Here is a 21102-nt window from a genome sequence, read left to right as displayed (position 1 = left end):
GGGTCCCGGGCCTCATGTCGCGGACCTGGACAACCGATGGACAAGTCGGCTGTGACTTACGGGCGAGGGGGAGGCATGACGGCGGTCGTGACGCGCGCGACGGACGAGCTCGACGACCCGGTGTGGGACGACGCGCTGGACCGGGTGCTCGCAGGGGAGGGCGTGCGGCTCGTCGCGCAGCCGATCATCGACGTGACGCACGCGCGGGTCGGCGGGTACGAGCTGCTCTCGCGCTTCGACGGTCCGCCGGCGGCGAGCCCGGACGTGTGGTTCGCGGCCGCGCGGCGGCGCGGGGTCGACGCGCTGCTCACCGCGATCGTGCTGCGCTCGATGCACGCGCTGCGCGAGCGCGGCGTCGTCGACGGCTTCTGCTCGATCAACGTCGAGCCGCACCTCATGGCCGAGCCGGTCGTGCGCGGTGCGCTGTTCGAGCGGGGCCGGCTCGACGGCGTCGTGGTCGAGCTGACCGAGCACGTCGCGGCGCACGACGACGAGGCGCTCGGCGACGTGCTCGCCGAGGTGCGGGCGCTCGGCGGGCTCGTCGCGATCGACGACGCCGGCACCGGGCACTCCGGGCTCACGCAGCTCCTGCGCGTGCGGCCCGACATCGTCAAGCTCGACCGCGCGCTCATCACGGGGGTGCACGCCGACCCGGTGCAGCGCGCCACGGTGCGGATGCTGGGCGACCTCGCGGGGGAGATGGACGCCTGGCTCGTCGCCGAGGGCGTCGAGACGCGCGAGGAGCTCGCGGCCCTCATCCACCTCGGGGTGCCGCTCGTGCAGGGCTACGCGCTGGGTCGGCCCGCGTCGGGGTGGACGGGGATGGACGACGACATGACCGCGTTCGTGCGCGCGACCGCGGCGAGCACCGACCGCGGCGAGCACGTCGTCGGCCTCGTCCGGGTCGCGCAGGTGCTGCCCGCGACGATGGCCCGCCACGCGACCGGCGCGGCGCCGGGTGCCGTCGTGCTCGACGCGCGCAACCGTCCCGCGAGCGTCGTCGTCCGCGACCCGTCCGGGGGGACGCACCTCGCGCCCGCGCTCGTCGTGACACCGTCCGCGGCGCCGCTCGAGGTGCTCCGGCGCGCGACGGCCCGCTCGGTGATCTGGCGCGGGGCGCCGGTCGTGTGCGTCGAGGCGAGCGGCATCGTGCTGGGGACGGTCGACGTCGGCGACCTCGTCGACCACCTCGTGCAGCGGGTCCCCGCCGCCTGAGCGGACGCCTCGCCGAGCCGCGAGAGCGCGCCCACGGGATCCGTGGACCCCCGGGGCGGGAGCCGACGCGCCGGTCGGGCCCGCAGCGACCGGGACGCCGGGCCGTGGCACGCGTCACGTGCGCCCTGCCCGCCGCGAGGCAGCGCCGTCCGCCAGGTAGAATTGGCACTCTCGATGCCTGAGTGCTACGCCTGCGCCGGTCCGCCCCGTCCCGTGGGCGCCGTCCGGCGGCCGACGCGCCGGGCACGCCACAGGTCCGACGGCCAGGAGGTGCGATGAGCGAGGACCGCAAGCTCGACGTGCTGCGCGCGATCGTCGAGGACTACGTGCAGACCAAGGAGCCGGTCGGCTCCCGCGCGCTCGTCGAGCGCCACTCGCTCGGCGTCTCGCCCGCGACGATCCGCAACGACATGGCGGCTCTCGAGGAGGGCGGCTACATCGCCCAGCCGCACACGTCCGCGGGCCGCGTCCCGACCGACAAGGGCTACCGGCTGTTCGTCGACCGCCTCTCGACCGTCAAGCCGCTGTCCGCGCCCGAGAAGCGCGCGATCCAGTCGTTCCTCGAGGACGCCGTCGACCTCGACGACGTCGTCGACCGCTCCGTGCGGCTGCTCGCGCAGCTCACGCAGCAGGTCGCCGTCGTGCAGTACCCGTCGCTGCGGCGCTCGGCGCTGCGTCACCTCGAGCTCGTGCCCGTCGGCGACCGGCGCCTGCTCGTCGTCATCATCACGGACAACGGCCGCGTCGAGCAGCGCACGCTCGAGCTCGCCGCGGACGTCGAGGAGGGCGTCGTCGCCCAGCTCCGGACGCGGCTCAACGTCGCGGCCGCGGGCCGGCGCCTGCCCGAGCTCGACGGGGTGCTCGCCGCGCTCCCCGACGCGTTCGCCCCGCACGACGTGCCGCTCGTGCGCTCGGTCGTCGCGGTCGTCGAGGAGACGTTGCGGCAGGAGATCGAGGAGCGCATCGTGCTCGCCGGGACCGCGAACCTCGCGCGCGGCACCGGCTCGGACTTCACGCACACCATCGGCCCGGTGCTCGAGGCGCTCGAGGAGCAGGTCGTGCTGCTGCGGCTGCTCAGCGAGATGGCCGAGGACTCGGGCGGGGTCGCGGTGCGCATCGGGCGCGAGACCCAGCACGAGGGCCTGCTCGAGACGAGCTTCGTGACGAGCGGCTACAGCGGCGCGCGCGACGACGGCACGGCGGTGGCCCGGATCGGCTCGATCGGGCCGCTGCGCATGGACTACCCGGCGACGATGGCCTCGGTCCGCGCGGTCGCGCGGTACCTGTCCCGGATCCTCGCCGGATGACGCCTCCCCCCTGCGTTCCCCCCAGCACAGAGAGAGTTCAGTGAGCGACTACTACGAGATCCTCGGCGTGCCGCGCGACGCGAGCCCGGAGCAGATCAAGAAGGCCTACCGGCGCCTCGCGCGCGAGCACCACCCGGACGTCGCCGGGACGGAGGGGGCCTCCGACGAGCGCTTCAAGGACGTCTCGCGCGCCTACGAGGTGCTGTCCAACCCGGAGAAGCGCCGGATGTACGACCTGGGCGCGGACCCGGCGTCGCCGGGCGGCGGCATGGGCGGCGGCTTCGGCTTCCAGGACATCTTCGAGACGTTCTTCGGGGCGGCGGCGGGTGCGGGTGCCCAGCGCGGCCCGATCCCGCGCGCGCGTCGCGGGCAGGACGCGCTCGTGCGCCTCGACCTCGACCTCGCGGAGACGACGTTCGGCGTGCACCGCGACGTGCCGGTCGACACCGCGGTCGTGTGCCCCACGTGCTCGGGCACGTGCTGCCGCCCGGGGACGTCGCCGCGCACGTGCGAGGTCTGCGGCGGGCGGGGCAGCGTGCAGCGGGTCGCGCGCTCGTTCCTCGGCCAGGTCATGACCTCCCAGCCGTGCGCCGCGTGCCACGGCTTCGGGACCGTCATCCCCGAGCCGTGCACCGAGTGCTCGGGCGAGGGGCGGGTGCGCTCGCGCCGGACCCTGAGCGTCGACGTCCCCGCGGGCGTCGACACCGGGACGCGCATCAAGCTCACGGGCCAGGGCGAGGTCGGCCCGGCCGGCGGTCCCGCGGGCGACGTGTACCTCGAGGTGCGCGAGCGCAAGCACGAGACGTTCATGCGCAACGGCGACGACCTGCACTGCAACCTCCCGGTCCCGATGACGGCGGCCGCGCTCGGCACGGTGCTCGTGCTCGACACGCTCGACGGCCCGCGCGAGATCGACCTGCGCCCGGGCACGCAGCCGGGCCAGGTCGTGACGCTCAAGGGGCTCGGCGTGGGGCGCCTGCACGTCGGCGGCCGCGGCGACCTGCACGTGCACGTCGAGGTGCAGGTCCCGACGTCGCTCGACGACGAGCAGGCCGAGCTCGTGCGCCGGCTCGCGGTGCTGCGCGGCGAGGAGCGCCCCGAGGGGCGGCTCTCGGCGGCGAACGCCGGGGTCTTCGCCAAGCTGCGCGACAAGCTCGCGGGGCGCTGAGCCGGTGAGCGCGCCGGTCTTCCTCGCGGAGCCCGGGAGCCTCGCGGGCGTCGGGACGGGTGCCCTGCACCTGCTCGACGGCGCCGAGGGGCGGCACGCGGGCGTCGTCCAGCGGCGGTCGCCCGGTGAGCGGGTCGACGTCGTCGACGGCCGGGGCGTGCGCCTCGAGTGCGTCGTCGAGGGCGCCCACCCCGAGGGCGTGCAGCTTCGGGTGCAGGCGCGCGTCGAGGAGCCGGCGCCCGGCGTCGCGCTCGTGCTCGTGCAGGCGCTCGCGAAGGGCGACCGGGACGAGCTCGCGATCGAGGCGGCGACCGAGGTGGGCGTCGACGCGGTGGTGCCGTGGCAGGCCGAGCGCTCGGTCGTCGTGTGGCGGGGCGACCGCGCGGCCAAGAGCCGCCTGCGCTGGCTCGGCACGGTCCGGGCGGCGGCGAAGCAGTCGCGGCGTGCGTGGGTCCCCGAGGTCGGGACGGCGCTCGACGGCCGGGGGCTGGTCCAGCGCGTCCAGGAGACGGCGCGGCGCGGCGGGCTCGCCCTCGTGCTGCACGAGGAGGCGAGCGCGCCGCTCGCGTCGGTCGCGCTCCCGACGTCGGGCGCGGCTGCTGCGGGACCCGGCCCCGAGGGCGTCGGTGCACCCGAGGACCGTGGCCCGGACGCGGACGTGGCCCCCGTCGAGGTGCTCGTCGTCGTCGGCCCCGAGGGCGGGATCTCCCGGCGCGAGGTCGACGCGCTCACCGAGGCGGGCGCGCTGACGGTGCGGCTCGGACCGCACGTGCTGCGGACGTCGACCGCGGGCCCGGTCGCGCTCGCCCTGCTCGCGGAGCGCCTCGGCCGCTGGTCCTGAGACGCGGTCTCGCGGCTCCGTCGTGCTGCGGCCCGCGCGCCGTCCTGCGCGTCCGGGCGTAGCCCGGCTGGGAGGGCTCGACGTCGCCGGCGGTCCGGCCGCCGACGGTCAGGACACCGTGAACGTCACCGTCGCCTCGTTGCGGCGTCCCTCGGCGGTGTCGCCCTCGCCCATGCCGGGCTCCCACACGTGCAGCGTCCACGTCCCCGGCGGCACCGTCGCGGTGAAGGCGAACGGGCCGATCTCGCCGTTCGCGCCGCCCGTCGTGAAGTCCTGCGCACCCACCTCGCCGGTCTCGACCGACACGACCTCCCAGAGCAGCGTGCCCTCGAACGCCGTCCCCGTCCCGGTCACCTCGACCTGCGGGCCGGCGAGCGTCGCACCGGAGGTGGGCGCCGTGATGGCGACCGGGCCGTTCGTCGGGACGTCGCCCGGGACCGCCGTGGCCGAGGGCTCGACCGTCGGCTCCGGCGTGGGCGACGCCGTGGTGGTCGGCGTCGCGGACGGCTCGGGGCTCGCGCTCGCGGTCGGGTCCTCGCCGCTCGTGCCCGCGCAGGCGGCGAGCAGGCCGAGCCCGAGCGCGGCCGTCGTGGCGCGCAGCAGCACCGTGGTGGCCGCAGCCCGCCCGTCTCGTCCGGCTCCCACGTGCATCGCGTCCCCCTCGTCGTCCGGCGCGCCGCTCGGCGCACGTCCCGAGTGTGCCCGCGGTCGGTCGACGTCCCGCGCAGGACGCGCCACGGGCGCCCGATCCGCACCCGCGGGCGCCGCACGCAGCACGCGCGCGGTGCGCGGGCCATCCGGGCGCGTCCCTCGGTAGACTCGTGGGGTCCCCGCAGCAGCGCAGGGGATCCCGGGCCCGCTGAGGGCGCCGGGAACGGAGAGGGTCCGCACCGAAGGAGCGCGAGGCGCGAGCCGAGCACATGACCGACAGCACATCCGCACGGCGCGGTGGCGCAGGCGTGACCGCCCACCTCGAGCACAGGATCACGATCCCCCCGGAGATCTCGATGGCCGAGCTGCTCGGCCGGCGCGACGAGGTGCTGCGGGCCGTCGAGGCCGGGTTCCGGGACGTCGACATCCACGCGCGCGGCAACGAGATCAGCCTCGCCGGACCGGCGGGCGACGTCGCCCTCGTGGCGCGCCTCGTCGACGAGCTCGTCGAGATGGCCGCGAGCGGCACGCCGCTGACCCCGGACGTCGTGACCCGCTCGGTGGCGATGCTCGCCGCCGACGCCGGGGCGCGCCCGGCCGACGTCCTCACGTTCAACATCCTGTCGAGCCGCGGCAAGACCATCCGCCCCAAGACCACGGGGCAGAAGGAGTACGTCGACGCGATCGACCGGCACACCGTGACGTTCGGGATCGGGCCCGCGGGGACCGGCAAGACGTACCTGGCCATGGCCAAGGCCGTCCAGGCGCTCCAGGCGCGCGAGGTCAACCGCATCGTGCTGACCCGGCCCGCGGTCGAGGCCGGCGAGCGGCTCGGGTTCCTGCCCGGGACCCTCAACGACAAGATCGACCCGTACCTGCGCCCGCTGTACGACGCGCTGCACGACATGGTCGACCCCGACTCGATCCCGCGCCTCATGGAGGCCGGCACGATCGAGGTCGCGCCGCTCGCCTACATGCGCGGGCGCACGCTCAACGACTCCTTCATCATCCTCGACGAGGCCCAGAACACCTCGACCGAGCAGATGAAGATGTTCCTGACGCGCCTCGGCTTCGGGTCCCGGGTCGTCGTCACCGGCGACGTGACGCAGGTCGACCTGCCCTCGGCGACGACCTCGGGGCTGCGGGTCGTCGAGTCGATCCTCGCGGACGTGGACGACGTGGCGTTCTGCCGGCTGTCGTCCTCGGACGTGGTCCGCCACCGGCTCGTGAGCGACATCATCGACGCCTACGCACGGTGGGACCGCACGTGAGCGTCGAGGTCAACAACGAGTCGGGCGCCGAGGTCGACGAGGCCGAGTTCGCGGCGCTCGCGCGGTACGTGCTCGACGCGCTGCACGTGCACCCCCAGACCGAGCTGTCGATCCTCCTGGTCGGCACGCAGGTCATGACGGACCTGCACGTGCGGTACATGGACGAGCCCGGCCCCACGGACGTGCTCTCCTTCCCGATGGACGAGCTGCGCCCGGGGCGCGAGGGCGAGCAGACGCCCGCCGGCCTGCTCGGCGACGTCGTGCTGTGCCCCGAGGTCGCCGCGCAGCAGGCGCGCGTCGCGGGGCACTCGACCGCCGAGGAGCTGCTGCTCCTCACGACCCACGGGATCCTGCACCTGCTCGGGTACGACCACGCGGAACCGGAGGAGGAGAAGGAGATGTTCGCGCTCCAGCGCCAGCTCCTGCTCACGTTCCTGGCCGGGCGATGACCGACATCCCCGTCGGCCTGCTCGTCGTGCTCGCGGTCGTCGGGATCGCGCTCGCGGCGGCGCTCAGCGCGGGCGAGGTCGCCGTCGTGCGCGTGACCCGCTCCGCGGTGACGGAGCTGTTCGCGGAGCGGCGCCCCGGCGCCGCGCGGGTGCACCGGCTCACCGAGCGACCCGGCGAGGTCGCGTCCTCGGCCGCCTTCGTGCGGCTGCTCGCGGAGATGACGGCGACGGTGTGCCTGACGCTCGTGGTCGCGAGCCGCCCGCTCCCGTGGTGGGTCGTGCTGCTCGTGGCCGGTGCGCTGTGCGCGGTCGTCGCGTACCTGCTCGTCCGGGTCAGCCCGCGCACGTTCGGTCGCCAGCACCCGGTCACGGTGCTCGTCTGGCTCGCCCCGCTGCTCGCCGCGACGCACGCGCTCGTCGGCTGGGTCGCGCGCGCGTCGCCCGGTGCGGGCCGCACCGCGGAGCTCGACGAGGACGAGCTGCGGGAGATGGTGCAGCGCGTGAGCGAGTCGGAGGGCATCGAGGAGGACGAGCGGGACATGTTCCGCTCGGTGCTCGAGCTCGGCGACACGCTGACCCGCGAGGTCATGGTCCCGCGCACCGACATGGTCACGACGGACGCGGCGACACCGCTGCGCAAGGTCCTCTCGCTCCTGCTGCGCTCGGGCTACTCGCGCGTGCCCGTGGTGGGGGAGTCCGTCGACGACGTGCGCGGCGTGCTGTACCTCAAGGACCTCGTGCGCCGCCAGCACGACGACCCGGGCTCCGCCGACGCACCCGCGGCGTCGATCGCGCGTCCCGCGGTGTTCGTCCCCGAGTCGAAGCCGGCGGACGACCTGCTGCGCGAGATGCAGGCCGGGTCCTCCCACATGGCGATCGTGGTCGACGAGTACGGCGGCGTCGCGGGCCTCGTGACGATCGAGGACGCGCTCGAGGAGATCGTCGGCGAGCTGACCGACGAGCACGACCCGAGCGGCCCCGTCGTCGAGGACCTCGGGGACGGCACCTTCCGCGTGCCGGCCCGGCTGGGCAAGGACGAGCTCGGGGAGCTGTTCGAGCTCGACGTCGAGGACGACGACGTCGACTCGGCGGGCGGCCTGCTCGCGAAGGCGCTCGGCAAGGTCCCGATCCCCGGCTCGGCCGGCGACATCCACGGCCTGCACCTCGTCGCCGAGCGCACGCAGGGCCGGCGCAAGCAGGTCGCGACGCTGCTCGTGAGCCGCAGCGCGACGAGCGCCGACGACGCGCCCGACGACACCCCCGAGGACGTCGTCGCCGACGCGTCCACCGATGCCACACCTGGAGCCACCCGATGACCTTCCGATCCGGATTCGCCTGCCTCGTGGGCCGGCCCAACGCCGGGAAGTCGACGCTCACGAACGCGCTCGTGGGCCAGAAGGTCGCGATCACCTCGGGCCGCCCGCAGACGACGCGCCACACCATCCGCGGGATCGTGCACCGCCCCGACGCGCAGCTCGTGCTCGTCGACACCCCGGGCCTGCACCGCCCGCGCACGCTGCTCGGCGAGCGCCTCAACGACCTCGTCAAGGACACCCTGACCGAGGTCGACGTCGTCGGCTTCTGCCTGCCCTCGGACCAGAAGGTCGGCCCGGGGGACCGGTACATCGCCGAGCAGCTGAGCGAGCTCGCGCGCGACGGCCGGGGTACGCCGGTCGTGGCGATCGCCACCAAGGCGGACCTCGTCGGCAAGGCGCGGCTCGCGGAGCACCTGCTCGCCGTCTCGGCGCTCGGCGAGTGGGCCGACATCATCCCGGTCTCGGCCGAGTCGGGCTACCAGGTCGCCGAGCTCGAGAAGGTGCTCATCGGGCACCTCGACGAGGGCCCGGCGCTGTACCCCGAAGGCGAGCTGACCGACGAGCCCGAGAACGTCATGGTCGCCGAGCTGGTCCGCGAGGCGGCGCTCGAGGGCGTGCGCGACGAGCTCCCGCACTCGCTCGCCGTGGTCGTCGACGAGATCGTCCCGCGCCCGCAGCCCGACGGTGCGCAGGGGCCCGCGATGCTCGACGTGCGCGTGCACCTCTTCGTCGAGCGCGACAGCCAGAAGGCCATCATCATCGGTCGCGGCGGCTCGCGGCTGCGCGAGGTCGGCACCGAGGCCCGGCGCGGCATCGAGGCGCTGCTCGGCACGCGCGTGTTCCTCGACCTGCACGTCAAGGTCGCCAAGGACTGGCAGCGCGACCCGAAGCAGCTCGGGCGGATGGGCTTCTGACGACGACCGCCCTGCGGCCCGGGGTGGCTCCCGGTCCTGGTGAGGGGCTGCGCGATAATCGCCGGATGCCGAACCGGGTCGCCGCGGGGACGGTCGTGGGGATCATCCTGCTGGCCGTCGTCGGCGCGGTGATGGGCCCGCAGTGGGACCCGGTCCCGCTGACCGACCCGCTCGAGACGCAGAGCGCGTCGACCGCGATCGGCGGTGCGCCCGAGCCCGTCCGGTACGAGGTCCGCACGACGGTGGTGAGCGTCCAGCTCGACGGCGCCGTGGTGCAGGCCCAGATCAGCGAGCCGGTGGGTGCGCCGGGCGACCGGGCCGGGGTCGTGTTCGTGCACGGTGCGGGCACGGGGAAGTTCTCGACCGCGTTCGAGGAGCAGGCGTACGCGCTCGCGGAGTCCGGCGTCGTCGCGATGGTCCCCGACAAGCGGCTCGACACGTACACCGCGCGGCACCGGGACTACGTCGCGATGGCGGCCGACTACGCCCGGTCGGTCGAGGTGCTGCGCGGCTGGACCGACGTCGACCCGGCACGCGTCGGGCTGTACGGCGAGAGCGAGGGTGCCTGGATCGCCCCGGTCATGGCCGCGGAGGACCCGTCTCTCGCGTTCGTCGCGCTCGTGTCCGCGCCCGTCGTCCCTCCGCGCCAGCAGGCGGCGTTCGCGACCGACTCCTACCTGCGCAACACGGGGGTCCCGAGCGGGGTGTTCCGCGCGATCCCGCGCGCGGTCGGCATGTCGCTGCCCGGCGGCGGCTTCGAGTACGCGGACTTCGACGTCGCGCCGTACCAGCGCCAGATGCGCCAGCCGGTGCTCGTGGTCTACGGGACGGGCGACGCGTCGATGCCGCTCGTCCAGGGCGCCGAGCAGATCATCCGCGACACCGCGATCGCGGGCAGCGCCGAGTACACCGTCCGCTACTACGAGGGCGCGAGCCACGGCATCCGCGTGGAGGGCGTCGTCGTCGAGGACTTCCTGCGCGACCTCACGGGCTGGGTCCGGGGGCTGCCGGGGACGTCGGGCGCGAGCCCCCGGATCGCCGGGGCGCAGCCGGTCCAGGACTACTGGGCGGCGCCGGTGCCGACCCCGCGCTGGCTCGGCGACGGCGACGTCGTGCTCGCCACCGTCGGGGGCGGCATCGTGCTGCTCGCCGTCGGCCCCTTCGCGCACCTCGGCTCGGTGCTGCACCGGGCCGTGCGCCGCCGCCGCGGACTGCCCGAGCTGCCGGACGGTCTCGGGGCGGGCGTCCGGGGTCGGGCGGACGCGCTGCGCCTGCTCGTCGTCGCGACGGTCGCGGCCCTCGTCTGGTACCTCGTCGCGGTCGCGCGCCTCGCGCTCGGCTACGAGCGCAACGCGTGGGTGGTGCAGGGCGGGTGGATCGGGGTCCGCGTGCTCGGCATCGCGGCGGTCGTCGCGGGGGTCGCGCTGCTCGACCGGGCACGCCGGCTGCGCGACGCCGGGGACCGCGTCGCGACCGGCGGGGTCGCGGTCGTCGAGCTGTGGACCTCGGTCGCCGGTGCGGCCGTCATCCTCGTCGTGCTCGCGTACTGGGGCGTGTACCAGCTGGGCATCTGAGACGTCCGCGGATCTTTACACTTGTCTTGCTCATGTAGGGCACGATGTGGCCGATAACCAACCATGTGGGTGCGGCTGCCGCGCGCCCGAGGAGCAGCGGGGGTGGGAGTGCGCACGTCGTGGGGTTCGGCGACCGACCGCGGTCTCGTGCGCTCGGTCAACGAGGACGCCCTGCTCGCGTACCCCCCGGTGTTCCTCGTGGCGGACGGCATGGGCGGCCACGACGCCGGCGACGTCGCCAGCAGGCTCGCGGTCGAGGAGTTCGCGCACCTCGCGGGGCGCACGGTCGCCTCCGCGGACGACGTGCACGCGTGCTTCACCCGGACGGCCGAGCGGATCCGCGACACGTTCGAGGGGCGCGCGGGCGGCACGACCGTGGCGGGCGTCGCCGTCGCGGAGCACGACGACGGCTCCTACTGGCTCGTGTTCAACGTCGGCGACTCGCGGGTGTACCGCGTCAGCGAGGGCGTCCTCGAGCAGATCAGCGTCGACCACTCGGTGGTCCAGGAGATGCTCGACTCGGGTGAGCTCAGCTCCTCGCAGGCGGGCACCCACCCGGAGCGGCACGTGCTCACGCGCGCCCTCGGCACCGGCCCGAGCCCGGAGCCCGACTACTGGCTGATCCCCGCGGGGCCGCACGACCGGGTCCTCGTGTGCTCGGACGGCCTGACCCGTGAGCTCGACGACGCCGCGATCGCGGGCATCCTCGCCGAGCACAGCGACCCGCAGCAGGCCGCGCAGCAGCTCGTGCAGCGCGCGGTCGAGGCCGGGGGCCACGACAACGTGAGCGCCGTCGTCGTCGACGTGGCGACCGCGGTGAGGGACGAGGACGTGCACGTGACCGTCCCGCGTGCGGGCGCGGAGCTCGCGCCGAGCGCGTGGGACGAGATGCTCGACGGTGCGACCGTGCCGCGAACCAGGACGACGGAGGTCCAGCCGTGATCGTGCCCGAGTACACCCCCGGAGACTGGCACGCGGTCGTCGCAGGCGGGGTCGTGGCGCTGCTCGCGCCGACCACGCCGCCCTCCGTGGTGCGGGCCGTGTGGGACGCCGTGCCCGCCGACGGCGGTCTCGCGGACCAGCTCGAGGTGCTGCTGACCGGCGGCATCGCGCGGCTCCAGCCGTTCGCGCTCGTCGACCTCACCGGTGGGCGGGTGCACGCGGCGCTGCGCGGCCCGGTCGAGGTCGAGGTCAGCGGGCCCGACGGGTCGTCCGTGCTCGCCGCCGGCGAGGTCACGACCTGGTCCGAGCGGGTCGCCGAGGGTGCGGACGTGGTGACGGTGCGCGTCGCCGGCGCCGGTACCTGGACCGCCGCGGAGGCGCTGCCGGTCGTGAGCGGCGTCGTCCGCGCGTCCGCGGTGCAGGTCCCGCTCGCGGTGCGCGACGACGCGGCGGGCTCCGGGACGACGTCGGCGTCCGTGCCGGTCGAGGCGACGGTCGAGCCGAGCGAGCCCGAGGCCACGCCCGACCACGTCGTCGAGACCGCCGCCGCCGCCGAGGCCACGGCTGTGCTCGCCGGCGCCCCGGCGCCGGCCGACGCCGTGCCCGCCGGCTTCGTCGACCTCGCCAAGCCGGTACACGCCGAGTCGGTGCCCGCCGAGCCGGTGGACCGCGAGCCGGTGGACGCCGAGACCGTGGACGCCGAGCCGGTCACCGCGGCGGCGTCGGACGAGCCCGCAGCGGGCTCCCGGACCGAGCCCGCGACGCACTCCGCCGAGCTCCCGCTGGCGTCGGGCACCGCCGGGTCGCCGGCCGGCGCCACCGCAGCGCCCTCCGTGCCCGCGGCGTCCCCGGTGCTCCCGCTGCACGTCGCCGAGCTGCCCATGCCCGCGTTCCAGGCGGTCGACGCCCCGGCGCCCGCCCGCGAGCAGCTCGACGCAGACCCCGCGCGCGACCCGCAGGCCGATCTCGCCCGTACGTGGTCTACGCCGACGCCGGTCCTGCCCGCGGCCGAGCGGCCCGCCGAGCACGCGGCCGTGCCCGCGCTGGTCCCGGACGACGAGGACCTCGACGACGACGACGACACCTACGGCGCGGACGTCGTGGCCGCCGCGGAGGCCGTGCTGCAGGGCGAGGCCGCCGCGCAGACGGACCTCGACCTCGACGACGACCACGACGGGCTCACGATCCTGTCGAGCGACCTCGTCGCGATCCGCGACCAGCTGCCCTCGTGGGCCGCCGACGAGGTCCCGGGGCCGTTCCGCGTCGTCGCGCCCGAGGTCGACCCGACCGCCAAGCTCGTGCTCTCGACCGGCCTCGTCGTCGCGCTCGACCGCTCGGTGCTGCTCGGCCGCGCCCCGCAGGTCTCGCGCGTCACGAACCGCGAGCTCCCGCGCCTCGTGACCGTCCCGAGCCCGCAGCAGGACATCTCGCGCACGCACGCCGAGGTCCGCGCCGAGGGCGACGACGTGCTCGTGACCGACCTCAACTCCACCAACGGCATCCTGGTGTCCCGGCCGGGCGAGCGTGCCCGGCGGCTGCACCCCGGCGAGGCGACGGTCGTCGCCGCCGGCGAGGTCGTCGACCTCGGGGACGGCGTGACGTTCACCGTGGAGCGGGGTGCGTGACTGCACGCCGCGTCGCCTCTGCCCCACCGAGGATCGCCGGGCACCGGTTCGTCCGGGTGCTCGGCCTCGGTGGGTTCGCTGACGTCTTCCTCTACGAGCAGGACATGCCGCGGCGCTCGGTCGCGGTCAAGGTCCTGCTCGCCGGCTCGCTCGACGACGACCTGCGGGTGCGGTTCCAGACCGAGGCCAACCTCATGGCCCAGCTCTCGCACCACCCGTCGATCGTCACGATCTTCCACGCGGACATCGCCCCCGACGGGCGCCCGTACCTCGTCATGGAGTACTGCTCCGGGCCGGCGCTCGCCGAGCGCTACCGCGTCGAGCGCATCTCCGTGGCGGAGGCGCTGCGCATCGGCGTGCGCCTCGGCTCGGCCGTCGAGACCGCGCACCGCGCCGGGATCCTGCACCGCGACATCAAGCCCGCCAACGTCCTGACCACCGACTTCGGGTGGCCCGCGCTGACCGACTTCGGCATCGCGGCGACCACCGGGGCGGGCGCCGGGGTGGCGATCGGGATGTCGATCCCGTGGTCGCCGCCCGAGCTGCTCGCCGAGCACCCGACCGGGGACGCGCGCTCCGACGTGTACTCGCTCGCGGCGACCGTCTACTCGCTGCTCGCGGGTCGGACGCCGTTCGAGGTCCCGGGCGGCGCGAACGGCGCGGCCGACCTCGTGGGCCGCATCGAGCGCTCGCCCGTCCCGCCGACGGGCCGCCAGGACGTGCCGGCGAGCCTCGACTCGGTGCTCGCGCGCGCGATGAGCCGGTCGCCCGCCGGCCGGCACCCGAGCGCGGTCGCGTTCGCGCGCTCGCTGCAGCAGGTCGAGGCCGAGCTCGGGTTCGCGGTGACACCGCTGGACCTCACCGACGAGGCGCGCGTGCCGGCTCCGGGCGTCTCACGGGACGCCGACGGGCCCGGCGAGGAGGACGGCGACGACCGGACGCGGCTGCGCCCCGTGGTGAGCATCGACCCGTCGGGACCTCCACCGGTCCGGCCCACCCGCCGCGCGCTGCGCTCGGCGGAGGACGACGCGACCCGCCTGCGGCCCGTCACCAGCGTGTCGCCCGACGCGGCGCAGACACCGCCCGCCACGACCGTCGCGCACCGGCTCCGCACGGCCGCCGGCTCGCAGCCGTCGACCGCGCCCGCGGCGCCCGGCACTCCGACGACCGGTCGGCGCGCGCTCGCCGACGAGCTCGGCACCGAGACGGCCGCGCGCGAGATCCTCATCCCGCAGCCCGACCCCGAGCCGGCCGGGCGTGGTCGGCTCGTCGCGGGCCTGGTCTCCGGGGCCGTGGTGCTCGCGGCGCTCGTCGTGGTCGTCGCGCTGACGCTCGGCGACTCCGCGGCGCCCCCCGCGACGCAGGACCCGACCGGCTTCGAGCCGCCCGCGAGCGGCGTCGCCGCGGCGGTCCCGTCGCCCGCGGACCTCACCGGCGTCCGGCAGGCCGACGGGGCCGTGGTGTTCACCTGGACCAACCCCGAGCCCGTCGACGGCGACCGCTACCTGTGGGGCGTGCGGGCTGCGACCGGGGAGCCCGTCCGCGAGCTCGTCGAGGAGCCGACCGTCACGGTGCCCGCCGCCGCGGCGACCGGGAGCCCCGTGTGCGTCGAGGTGTCGATCGTGCGCGCCGACCGCGGGGCGTCCGCGCGTCCCGCCGAGGGGTGCGCGCCATGAGCCTCGCCTCCGTGCGCCGGCGCACCGTGTCCGCCGCGGCCGTCGTGACCGTGCCCGTGGTCCTCGCGGTGCTCGCGCTGGTCAACCCCGGCTTCCCGCTCGCGCGCGTCGACCTCAACGACGGCGGCGTGTGGCTCACCGCCACGAGCGAGCTCAAGCTCGGGCGATTCAACACGCAGGTCGAGGAGCTCAACTCGGGTCTCGTCACGACCGGCACCGACTTCGACGTGCTGCAGGACGCGGGCGACGTGCTCCTCCTGGAGCCCGGCAGCGTCTCGGTGGTCGACCCCGCGAGCGTGACCCTCGTCGCGCAGGTGCCCGTCCCGGGCGGGGCGTCCGCGTCGATGGGCGGCGGGACCGTCGCCGTCCTGGACTCCGGCGGCAACGCCTGGGTGCGCCCCTTCACGGCTCTCGACACGCTGCGCGTCTCGTCCGACCAGCCCGACCTCGAGCTCGGCGACGGCGGTCGCGTCGTCGTCACCCAGGACGGCGTCGCGCTCGGCGTCGACGGCACGACCGGCGACGTCACGCGCGTGCGGCTCGAGGCCGGCACACCGGTCGTCGAGCCCGTCGGGTCGTTCGGGACGGGCGTCGAGAAGCTCACCGCGGTCGGCGACGAGCCCGTGGGCCTCGACGGCTCGACCCTCGTGACACTGCGCGGCGAGGTCGAGCTCGACGGTGACGACCTGGTGCTGCAGCAGCCGGGGCCCGCCGCGGACGACGCGCTGGTCGCGAGCCGCACGGCGCTGCTGCAGGTCCCGCTGGGCGGCGGCGAGCCGGTCGAGCGGCTCACCGGCGGCTCGGGCCGCCCGGCCGCGCCGGTGCGCGTGCGGGGCTGCGCGCACGCCGCCTGGGCGTCCGCCACGGGGAGCTACCTGCGCGAGTGCACCGGCGGCTCCGGGCCGCAGGTCGAGGACCTCGAGGACATGTCGTCGCAGGACGAGCTGACGTTCCGGGTCAACCGCGGCGCGGTCGTGCTCAACGACACCCTGCGCGGGCGCGTGTGGATGCCGCTCGAGGACACCGCGCTGCGCGAGCCCAACTGGGAGGACATCGTCCCCGAGGAGGAGCTCGAGGAGGAGCAGGAGGACGCCGAGGGCACGGAGACCACGCAGGACCTCGTCGCGGAGTGCGGCACGCAGTCCGCGCCGCCGACCGCGCAGGACGACGGCTTCGGGGTCCGCCCCGGCCGCGCCACGATCCTCCCCGTCATCGACAACGACTCGTCGTCGGACTGCGGCATCCTCGCGGTGAGCGAGTTCGACCCGGTGCCGGAGGAGTTCGGGCGGCTCGAGGCCATCTACGGCGGGCGCTCGCTGCAGCTGACCGTGGCACCGGACGCCACCGGCAGCGCGACGTTCACCTACACGATCACCGACGGGCGCGGGACGAGCGCGCCCTCCACCGCGAGCGTCACGCTGACCGTGCGCGACGACGGCGTGAACGAGGCCCCGGTGCAGGTCCGGACCGGCTCGATGCGCGTCGAGCAGGGCGCCCAGGCCACCTACAACGCGCTCGCCGACTTCGCGGACCCCGACGGCGACGACCTCGTGCTCGTCGGTGCGGTCTCCGACGGCGGCGGCGTGAGCTTCCGGCAGGACGGCTCCGTGACGTTCCGCGCGGAGGGCGGGACGCTCGGCCGTCACCAGGTGCGCCTCACGGTGACCGACGGCGTCGAGACGGCCGAGGGGGTGCTCGAGGTCGACGTCCGCGCTGCGGGCTCGCTCGCGCCGCAGGTCGACCCGGTGCACGTCGTGACCTACGTCGACCTGCCCGCGCTCGTGCAGCCGCTCGCCGCGGTGCGCAGCTCGTCGGCCGAGCCCGTCCGGCTCGCGGGCGTCGACGAGGTCGCGGGCCTGACCATCACGACCGACCTCGCGGCGGGCACGTTCACGGTGAGCGCCGCGCGGCCGGGGACGTACTACGTGCCGTTCGTCGTCGCCGCGCCGCCGCAGCAGGCGACCGGGCTCGCGCGCGTCGACGTGCGCGAGTGGCCGTCGGAGGTCCAGCCGCCGGTGGCCGTGCGCGACCGCGCGTACCTGCCGGCGGGCGGCGAGGTCACGGTCGACCCGCTCGCGAACGACACCGACCCGGCGGGCGGCGTGCTCGTCGTCCAGTCGGTCGAGGCCCCCGCGGACTCCGGGCTCCGCATCGCCGTGATCGGCCACCAGCTCGTGCAGATCTCGGCGACGCGCACGCTCGAGGCCCCGGTGTCCGTGCGCTACGTCGTGTCGAACGGGACGACCACCGCGACGAGCGAGATCGCGGTGCACCCCGTCCCGCCGTCCGCGACGAACCAGCCGCCCGTCGTGCCGAACGTCGAGGTTTCCGTCCGTACGGGCGGCGTCGTGACCGTCCCGGTGCTCGACGACGCCTACGACCCCGACGGCGACCGCCTCACGCTCGTACCCGAGCTCGCCGAGCCGCTCGGTGAGGGCCAGGGCCTGCTCTTCGTGTCGGGCGACGTGCTGCGCTACCAGGCGCCCGAGTCCGCGCTCACCGCGCACGCGACGTTCGCGGTGCGGGACGCGCTCGGCAACACGACCGCCGCGACGCTGACCGTGCGGGTGCACGAGTCGGACGCGACCACCAAGGCGCCGCCGCGCCCGCGCGACCTGACCGCCCGCGTCTTCGAGAGCGAGACGATCCGGATCCCCGTGCCGCTCGTCGGGATCGACGACGACGGCGACGGCGTGACCCTGCTCGGGGCCGCGCTCGCGCCGACCAAGGGCCGCATCGTCGATGTCGGGGCGGACTGGCTCGAGTACGAGGCGCTGCCCGGCGAGCTCGGGACCGACACGTTCACGTACGCGGTCGAGGACTGGGTGGGGCAGCGCGCGGTCGCCACGATCCGGGTCGGCATCAGCCCGCGCCCGACGACGACGGTGCCGGTCGTGGCCCGCGACGACGCCGTGCAGGTCCGCCCCGGCGAGCGCGTCGAGGTCCGCGTGCTCGCGAACGACGTCGACCCCAACGGCGGGGAGCTGAGCCTCGAGACCGAGCTCGAGACGGCGGAGGGGGTCGACGCGCGCGTCGAGGGCCGCCGGATCCTCGTGCAGGCGCCCGACGAGCCCGCGGTGCTGCAGATCGTCTACACGGCGACCAACATCCGCGGCGGCCGCGCGACCGCGGTGCTGACCGTGACGGTCTCGGGCGACGCGGCGGTGCTGCCGCCGATCGCACAGGACGTCGTCGTGCCCCCGATCGACACGATCGGCCGCGAGAGCGTCGAGGTCGACGTGCTCGAGGTCGCGCAGAACCCGAGCGGCCCGCTGAGCGACCTCCAGGTCTCGGTGCCGAGATCGGCGTCCGAGGTCGCGACCGTGACGCCGCAGGGCAAGGTGGTCGTGACCCTCGTGGACACCGCCCAGACCGTGCCGTACGTGCTGACGAACGTCTCCCCGCAGGCGGACCGGGTCTCGTCCTACGCCTTCATCACCGTCCCCGCCCTCGGGTTCTTCCCGCCGACGCCGCGGCCCAAGGCGCCCGAGCTCCGCGTCGCCTCGGGGGAGCCGCTGGAGATCCCGCTCGACGAGCAGGTGCAGGTCGCGCCCGGGCGCACCGCGAGCATCGCCGACGCGGCGGGCGTGACCGCGACCAAGTCCGACGGCACGGCGCTCGTCAAGGACGCCACGACGCTGCGCTTCCAGTCGGCCGCGGGGTACGCGGGCCCGGCCTCGATCACCGTCCCCGTCACCGACCGGACCAGCGCCGGGGACGCGGAGGGCCGGACGTCGGTCATCACGCTCTCGATCACGGTCTACGCGCTCGACGACCACCCCCCGACGTTCGACCCCACGACGCTCGACATGGGCCCGGGCGAGGCGCCGCTCGCGGTGGACCTGCGGGCGCTGACGCGCGGCCCCGAGGGCGAGACGACCACGACGACGCCGTACACCTACCAGCTGACCTCGGCCGTCCCGGCGGGCTTCACCGCGACGCTCGAGGGCAGCACGCTGCGGGTCTCCGCGGCGCGCACGACCCCCAAGGGCACGCTCGGCTCGCTCGCGGTGAAGATCGGCTACGGGCGCTCGGGCTCGATGGACGCCCAGGTCGACCTGCGCGTGACCGCGAGCACCCGGCAGCTCGCGCGCGTGGTCGACCGCACGGTCACGGACGGCGTGCAGGGCCGCGAGACAGTCGTGAACGTGCTCGAGAACGCGTTCAACCCGTTCCCGGACGGCGAGCTCACCGTCGTCGGTGCGAGCGTCGAGACCCCGGGGGCGGGCACCGCGAGCGCGACGTCGAGCACCGTCTCGGTGCGGCCGGGCCCCGACTTCCAGGGCACCCTGGTCGCGCGCTTCCGGGTGCGCGACGCCACGGGAGACCCCGACCGGGAGGTCGAGGGCCGGATCACCGTGTCCGTGCGCGGCAAGCCGGAGGCGCCCCGGGCCCCGCGCGTCGTCGAGGTGCGCGACCGGACGGTCGTGCTCGCCTGGGACGCCCCCGGGGACCGCGGCGCGCCCATCACGGGCTACCGCGTCGTCGCCAACCCGGGCGGCGCCGTCCGGGCGTGCGCGAGCACGACGTGCACGATCGACAACCTCACCAACGACACCGAGTACACGTTCACGGTCGCCGCGCAGAACGCCGTCGACTGGTCCGACCCGAGCCCCGCGTCGGCGCCCGCCCGCCCGGACGCCGTGCCGGACCCGCCGGGCGCGCCCGTCGAGGTCTCGACCGGCGACCGCGAGCTCACCGTCCGCTGGGAGGCACCGCGCAGCACCGGGTCGCCGATCACGAGCTACACGCTCGAGATCACCCCGGCGCCGGTGAACGGTCCCGCCTCGGTCACGACGTCGACGCTCACGCAGCGGTTCACCGGCCTGCAGAACGGCACCGCGTACACGGTCCGGGTGCGGGCGCAGAACCGGGCGCCCGAGCCGAGCGGGTGGAGCGGGTCGTCGGCGACGATCGTGCCGGCCAAGGCGCCGGACGCGCCGGCGGTCTCGGCGCAGCGCGTCGAGACCCCGCTCGGGGGCCAGATCACCGTGAGCTGGACGTCACCCGCGGCGAACGGTGACCCGGTCAGGGGCTACGAGCTGACCATCACCGGACCCGGCGGCGGCACGTTCCCCCTCACTGCCGCCGAGACGTCGTACGCGTTCACTCGCGCCGTCAACGGCCACCCCCACGAGTTCCAGGTGCGCGCCCAGAACAAGGCCGGGTGGTCCGCCACGGGGTCGGCCATCGCGTCGACCTTCGGGGTGCCGGGGGTGACCAGCGGCGTGCGGGCGACCGGGTCCGGCACGGCCGAGCCCGGCCAGGGCTCCGTCGAGCTCAGCGGGTTCTCGGCCGACGCGAACGGCTCGCCGATCACCGAGTACCAGGTGCTGCAGGGCGGGACACCGGTGCGGTCGGGCGCGGGGAGCCCGATCGTCGTGGACGCCCTGCCCGGCGGCGAGACCCAGAGCTACCAGGTGCGCGCGTGCAACGTCGCCGGCTGCGGGGCGCCGAGCGGCGTCGTGAGCGCGACCCCGGTCACCAGGCCCGTGGCACCCGGCGCGGTGTCGCTGAGCGACCCGACCCGCGACGACAACCGGCAGCCGACGTCCATCACCGCCTCCTGGGGCGCGACGGGGTCGTGGGGCGGAGGGGCGAACCAGCGCTACCACGTGGTCTTCGCGGTCGACGGGCGCGTCGTGCGCGACACGACCGTCACGGGGACGCAGGACACCCTGACGGACGGGCTGCCGCGCTTCGGCTTCGCCAACCGGTCCGCCGTCGTGAGCGTCTCGGTCAGCGCCGTGACGGGTGCGGGCGAGTCCGGCGCCGTCTCGACCGACAAGCAGATCGAGCGCGCGAGCGAGCCGGGCGACGCGTCGGGCGTGCAAGTGCGCCTGGAGGAGACCGGTGCGCGCGTCGACGCGACGTGGACCCCGCCGTCGGACAACGGCGGTGTGCCGCTGACGGGCTACGTGGTCGAGGTCCGCGTGGGCAACGGGGCCTGGACGTCCCTCGGCACGGTCACGGCGCCGTCCGTCAACGCCGCGCTCCCGGGCGCGCCCGTCGCTGCCGGCACCGAGGTCCGCATCCGCGTCAAGGCGACGAACCAGTACGGCGAGAGCGGCGGCTGGGCCGAGGGCGGGGAGAGGATCCCCGCGCCGCCGCCACCACCACCGGACGGAGGGGAGGGCGGATGACCCCCGACGC

Annotated in this window: 14 protein-coding genes; 13 read left to right on the top strand and 1 reads right to left on the bottom strand. The window is 75.4% G+C overall.

What is annotated here, in order from left to right; translation table 11 throughout:
* The first annotated feature begins 75 nt into the window (after positions 1–75).
* The 4 genes from AB6N24_RS04535 to AB6N24_RS04520 all read left to right on the top strand — a co-directional run bounded on the left by AB6N24_RS04535 (position 76) and on the right by AB6N24_RS04520 (position 4531).
* Positions 76–1215, top strand: a complete 1140-nt coding sequence (locus AB6N24_RS04535; RefSeq protein ID WP_412868233.1) for an EAL domain-containing protein — start codon at positions 76–78, stop codon at positions 1213–1215.
* Between the two features lie 275 nt (positions 1216–1490).
* A complete protein-coding gene (gene hrcA, locus AB6N24_RS04530) occupies positions 1491–2522 on the top strand; it encodes a heat-inducible transcriptional repressor HrcA (RefSeq protein WP_412868232.1) in 1032 nt (343 codons plus the stop codon).
* A 40-nt stretch (positions 2523–2562) separates the two neighbouring features.
* Positions 2563–3690: a molecular chaperone DnaJ gene (dnaJ, locus tag AB6N24_RS04525; protein ID WP_412868231.1), complete on the top strand. Its 1128-nt coding sequence runs from the start codon at positions 2563–2565 to the stop codon at positions 3688–3690.
* A 4-nt stretch (positions 3691–3694) separates the two neighbouring features.
* On the top strand, positions 3695–4531 hold the full coding sequence (locus AB6N24_RS04520) for a 16S rRNA (uracil(1498)-N(3))-methyltransferase (RefSeq protein ID WP_412868230.1): 837 nt from the start codon (positions 3695–3697) through the stop codon (positions 4529–4531).
* 108 nt (positions 4532–4639) lie between these two features.
* On the opposite strand, the gene AB6N24_RS04515 is transcribed toward AB6N24_RS04520, so the two are convergent.
* The gene (locus tag AB6N24_RS04515) at positions 4640–5176 is read right to left on the bottom strand and encodes a Gmad2 immunoglobulin-like domain-containing protein (protein WP_412868229.1); all 537 of its coding nucleotides are present in this window, start codon (positions 5174–5176) and stop codon (positions 4640–4642) included.
* Positions 5177–5451: 275 nt separating this feature from the next.
* Between AB6N24_RS04515 and AB6N24_RS04510 the strand changes: the two genes are divergently transcribed.
* From AB6N24_RS04510 to AB6N24_RS04470, 9 genes are all read left to right on the top strand, one after another.
* The gene (locus tag AB6N24_RS04510) at positions 5452–6453 is read left to right on the top strand and encodes a PhoH family protein (RefSeq protein WP_412868228.1); all 1002 of its coding nucleotides are present in this window, start codon (positions 5452–5454) and stop codon (positions 6451–6453) included.
* Positions 6450–6902: an rRNA maturation RNase YbeY gene (gene ybeY / locus AB6N24_RS04505; protein WP_412868227.1), complete on the top strand. Its 453-nt coding sequence runs from the start codon at positions 6450–6452 to the stop codon at positions 6900–6902. Before AB6N24_RS04510 ends, ybeY begins: the two co-directional genes overlap by 4 nt.
* Positions 6899–8218 (top strand): hemolysin family protein, encoded by a 1320-nt coding sequence (locus tag AB6N24_RS04500; RefSeq protein ID WP_412868226.1) that lies wholly within the window; start codon positions 6899–6901, stop codon positions 8216–8218. Before ybeY ends, AB6N24_RS04500 begins: the two co-directional genes overlap by 4 nt.
* On the top strand, positions 8215–9132 hold the full coding sequence (era, locus tag AB6N24_RS04495) for a GTPase Era (protein ID WP_412868225.1): 918 nt from the start codon (positions 8215–8217) through the stop codon (positions 9130–9132). Before AB6N24_RS04500 ends, era begins: the two co-directional genes overlap by 4 nt.
* A gap of 65 nt (positions 9133–9197) precedes the next feature.
* Complete coding sequence (locus tag AB6N24_RS04490) at positions 9198–10706, top strand: alpha/beta hydrolase family protein (protein WP_412868224.1); 1509 nt, start codon at positions 9198–9200, stop codon at positions 10704–10706.
* 108 nt (positions 10707–10814) lie between these two features.
* Positions 10815–11648, top strand: coding sequence for a PP2C family protein-serine/threonine phosphatase (locus AB6N24_RS04485; protein ID WP_412868246.1), 834 nt, complete (start codon positions 10815–10817; stop codon positions 11646–11648).
* On the top strand, positions 11645–13273 hold the full coding sequence (locus AB6N24_RS04480; protein WP_412868223.1) for an FHA domain-containing protein: 1629 nt from the start codon (positions 11645–11647) through the stop codon (positions 13271–13273). The genes AB6N24_RS04485 and AB6N24_RS04480 overlap by 4 nt, the downstream gene beginning before the upstream one ends.
* Complete coding sequence (locus AB6N24_RS04475) at positions 13270–14949, top strand: serine/threonine-protein kinase (protein ID WP_412868222.1); 1680 nt, start codon at positions 13270–13272, stop codon at positions 14947–14949. Before AB6N24_RS04480 ends, AB6N24_RS04475 begins: the two co-directional genes overlap by 4 nt.
* Complete coding sequence (locus AB6N24_RS04470) at positions 14946–21092, top strand: Ig-like domain-containing protein (RefSeq protein ID WP_412868221.1); 6147 nt, start codon at positions 14946–14948, stop codon at positions 21090–21092. The genes AB6N24_RS04475 and AB6N24_RS04470 overlap by 4 nt, the downstream gene beginning before the upstream one ends.
* Positions 21093–21102: the final 10 nt, after the last annotated feature.

Origin of the sequence: Cellulomonas jepli, assembly GCF_047229345.1 — a bacterium.
GTDB lineage: Bacteria > Actinomycetota > Actinomycetes > Actinomycetales > Cellulomonadaceae > Cellulomonas_A.
Note: the sequence above shows the minus strand (reverse complement) of the source record. Positions and strands in the feature narration are given on the sequence as shown.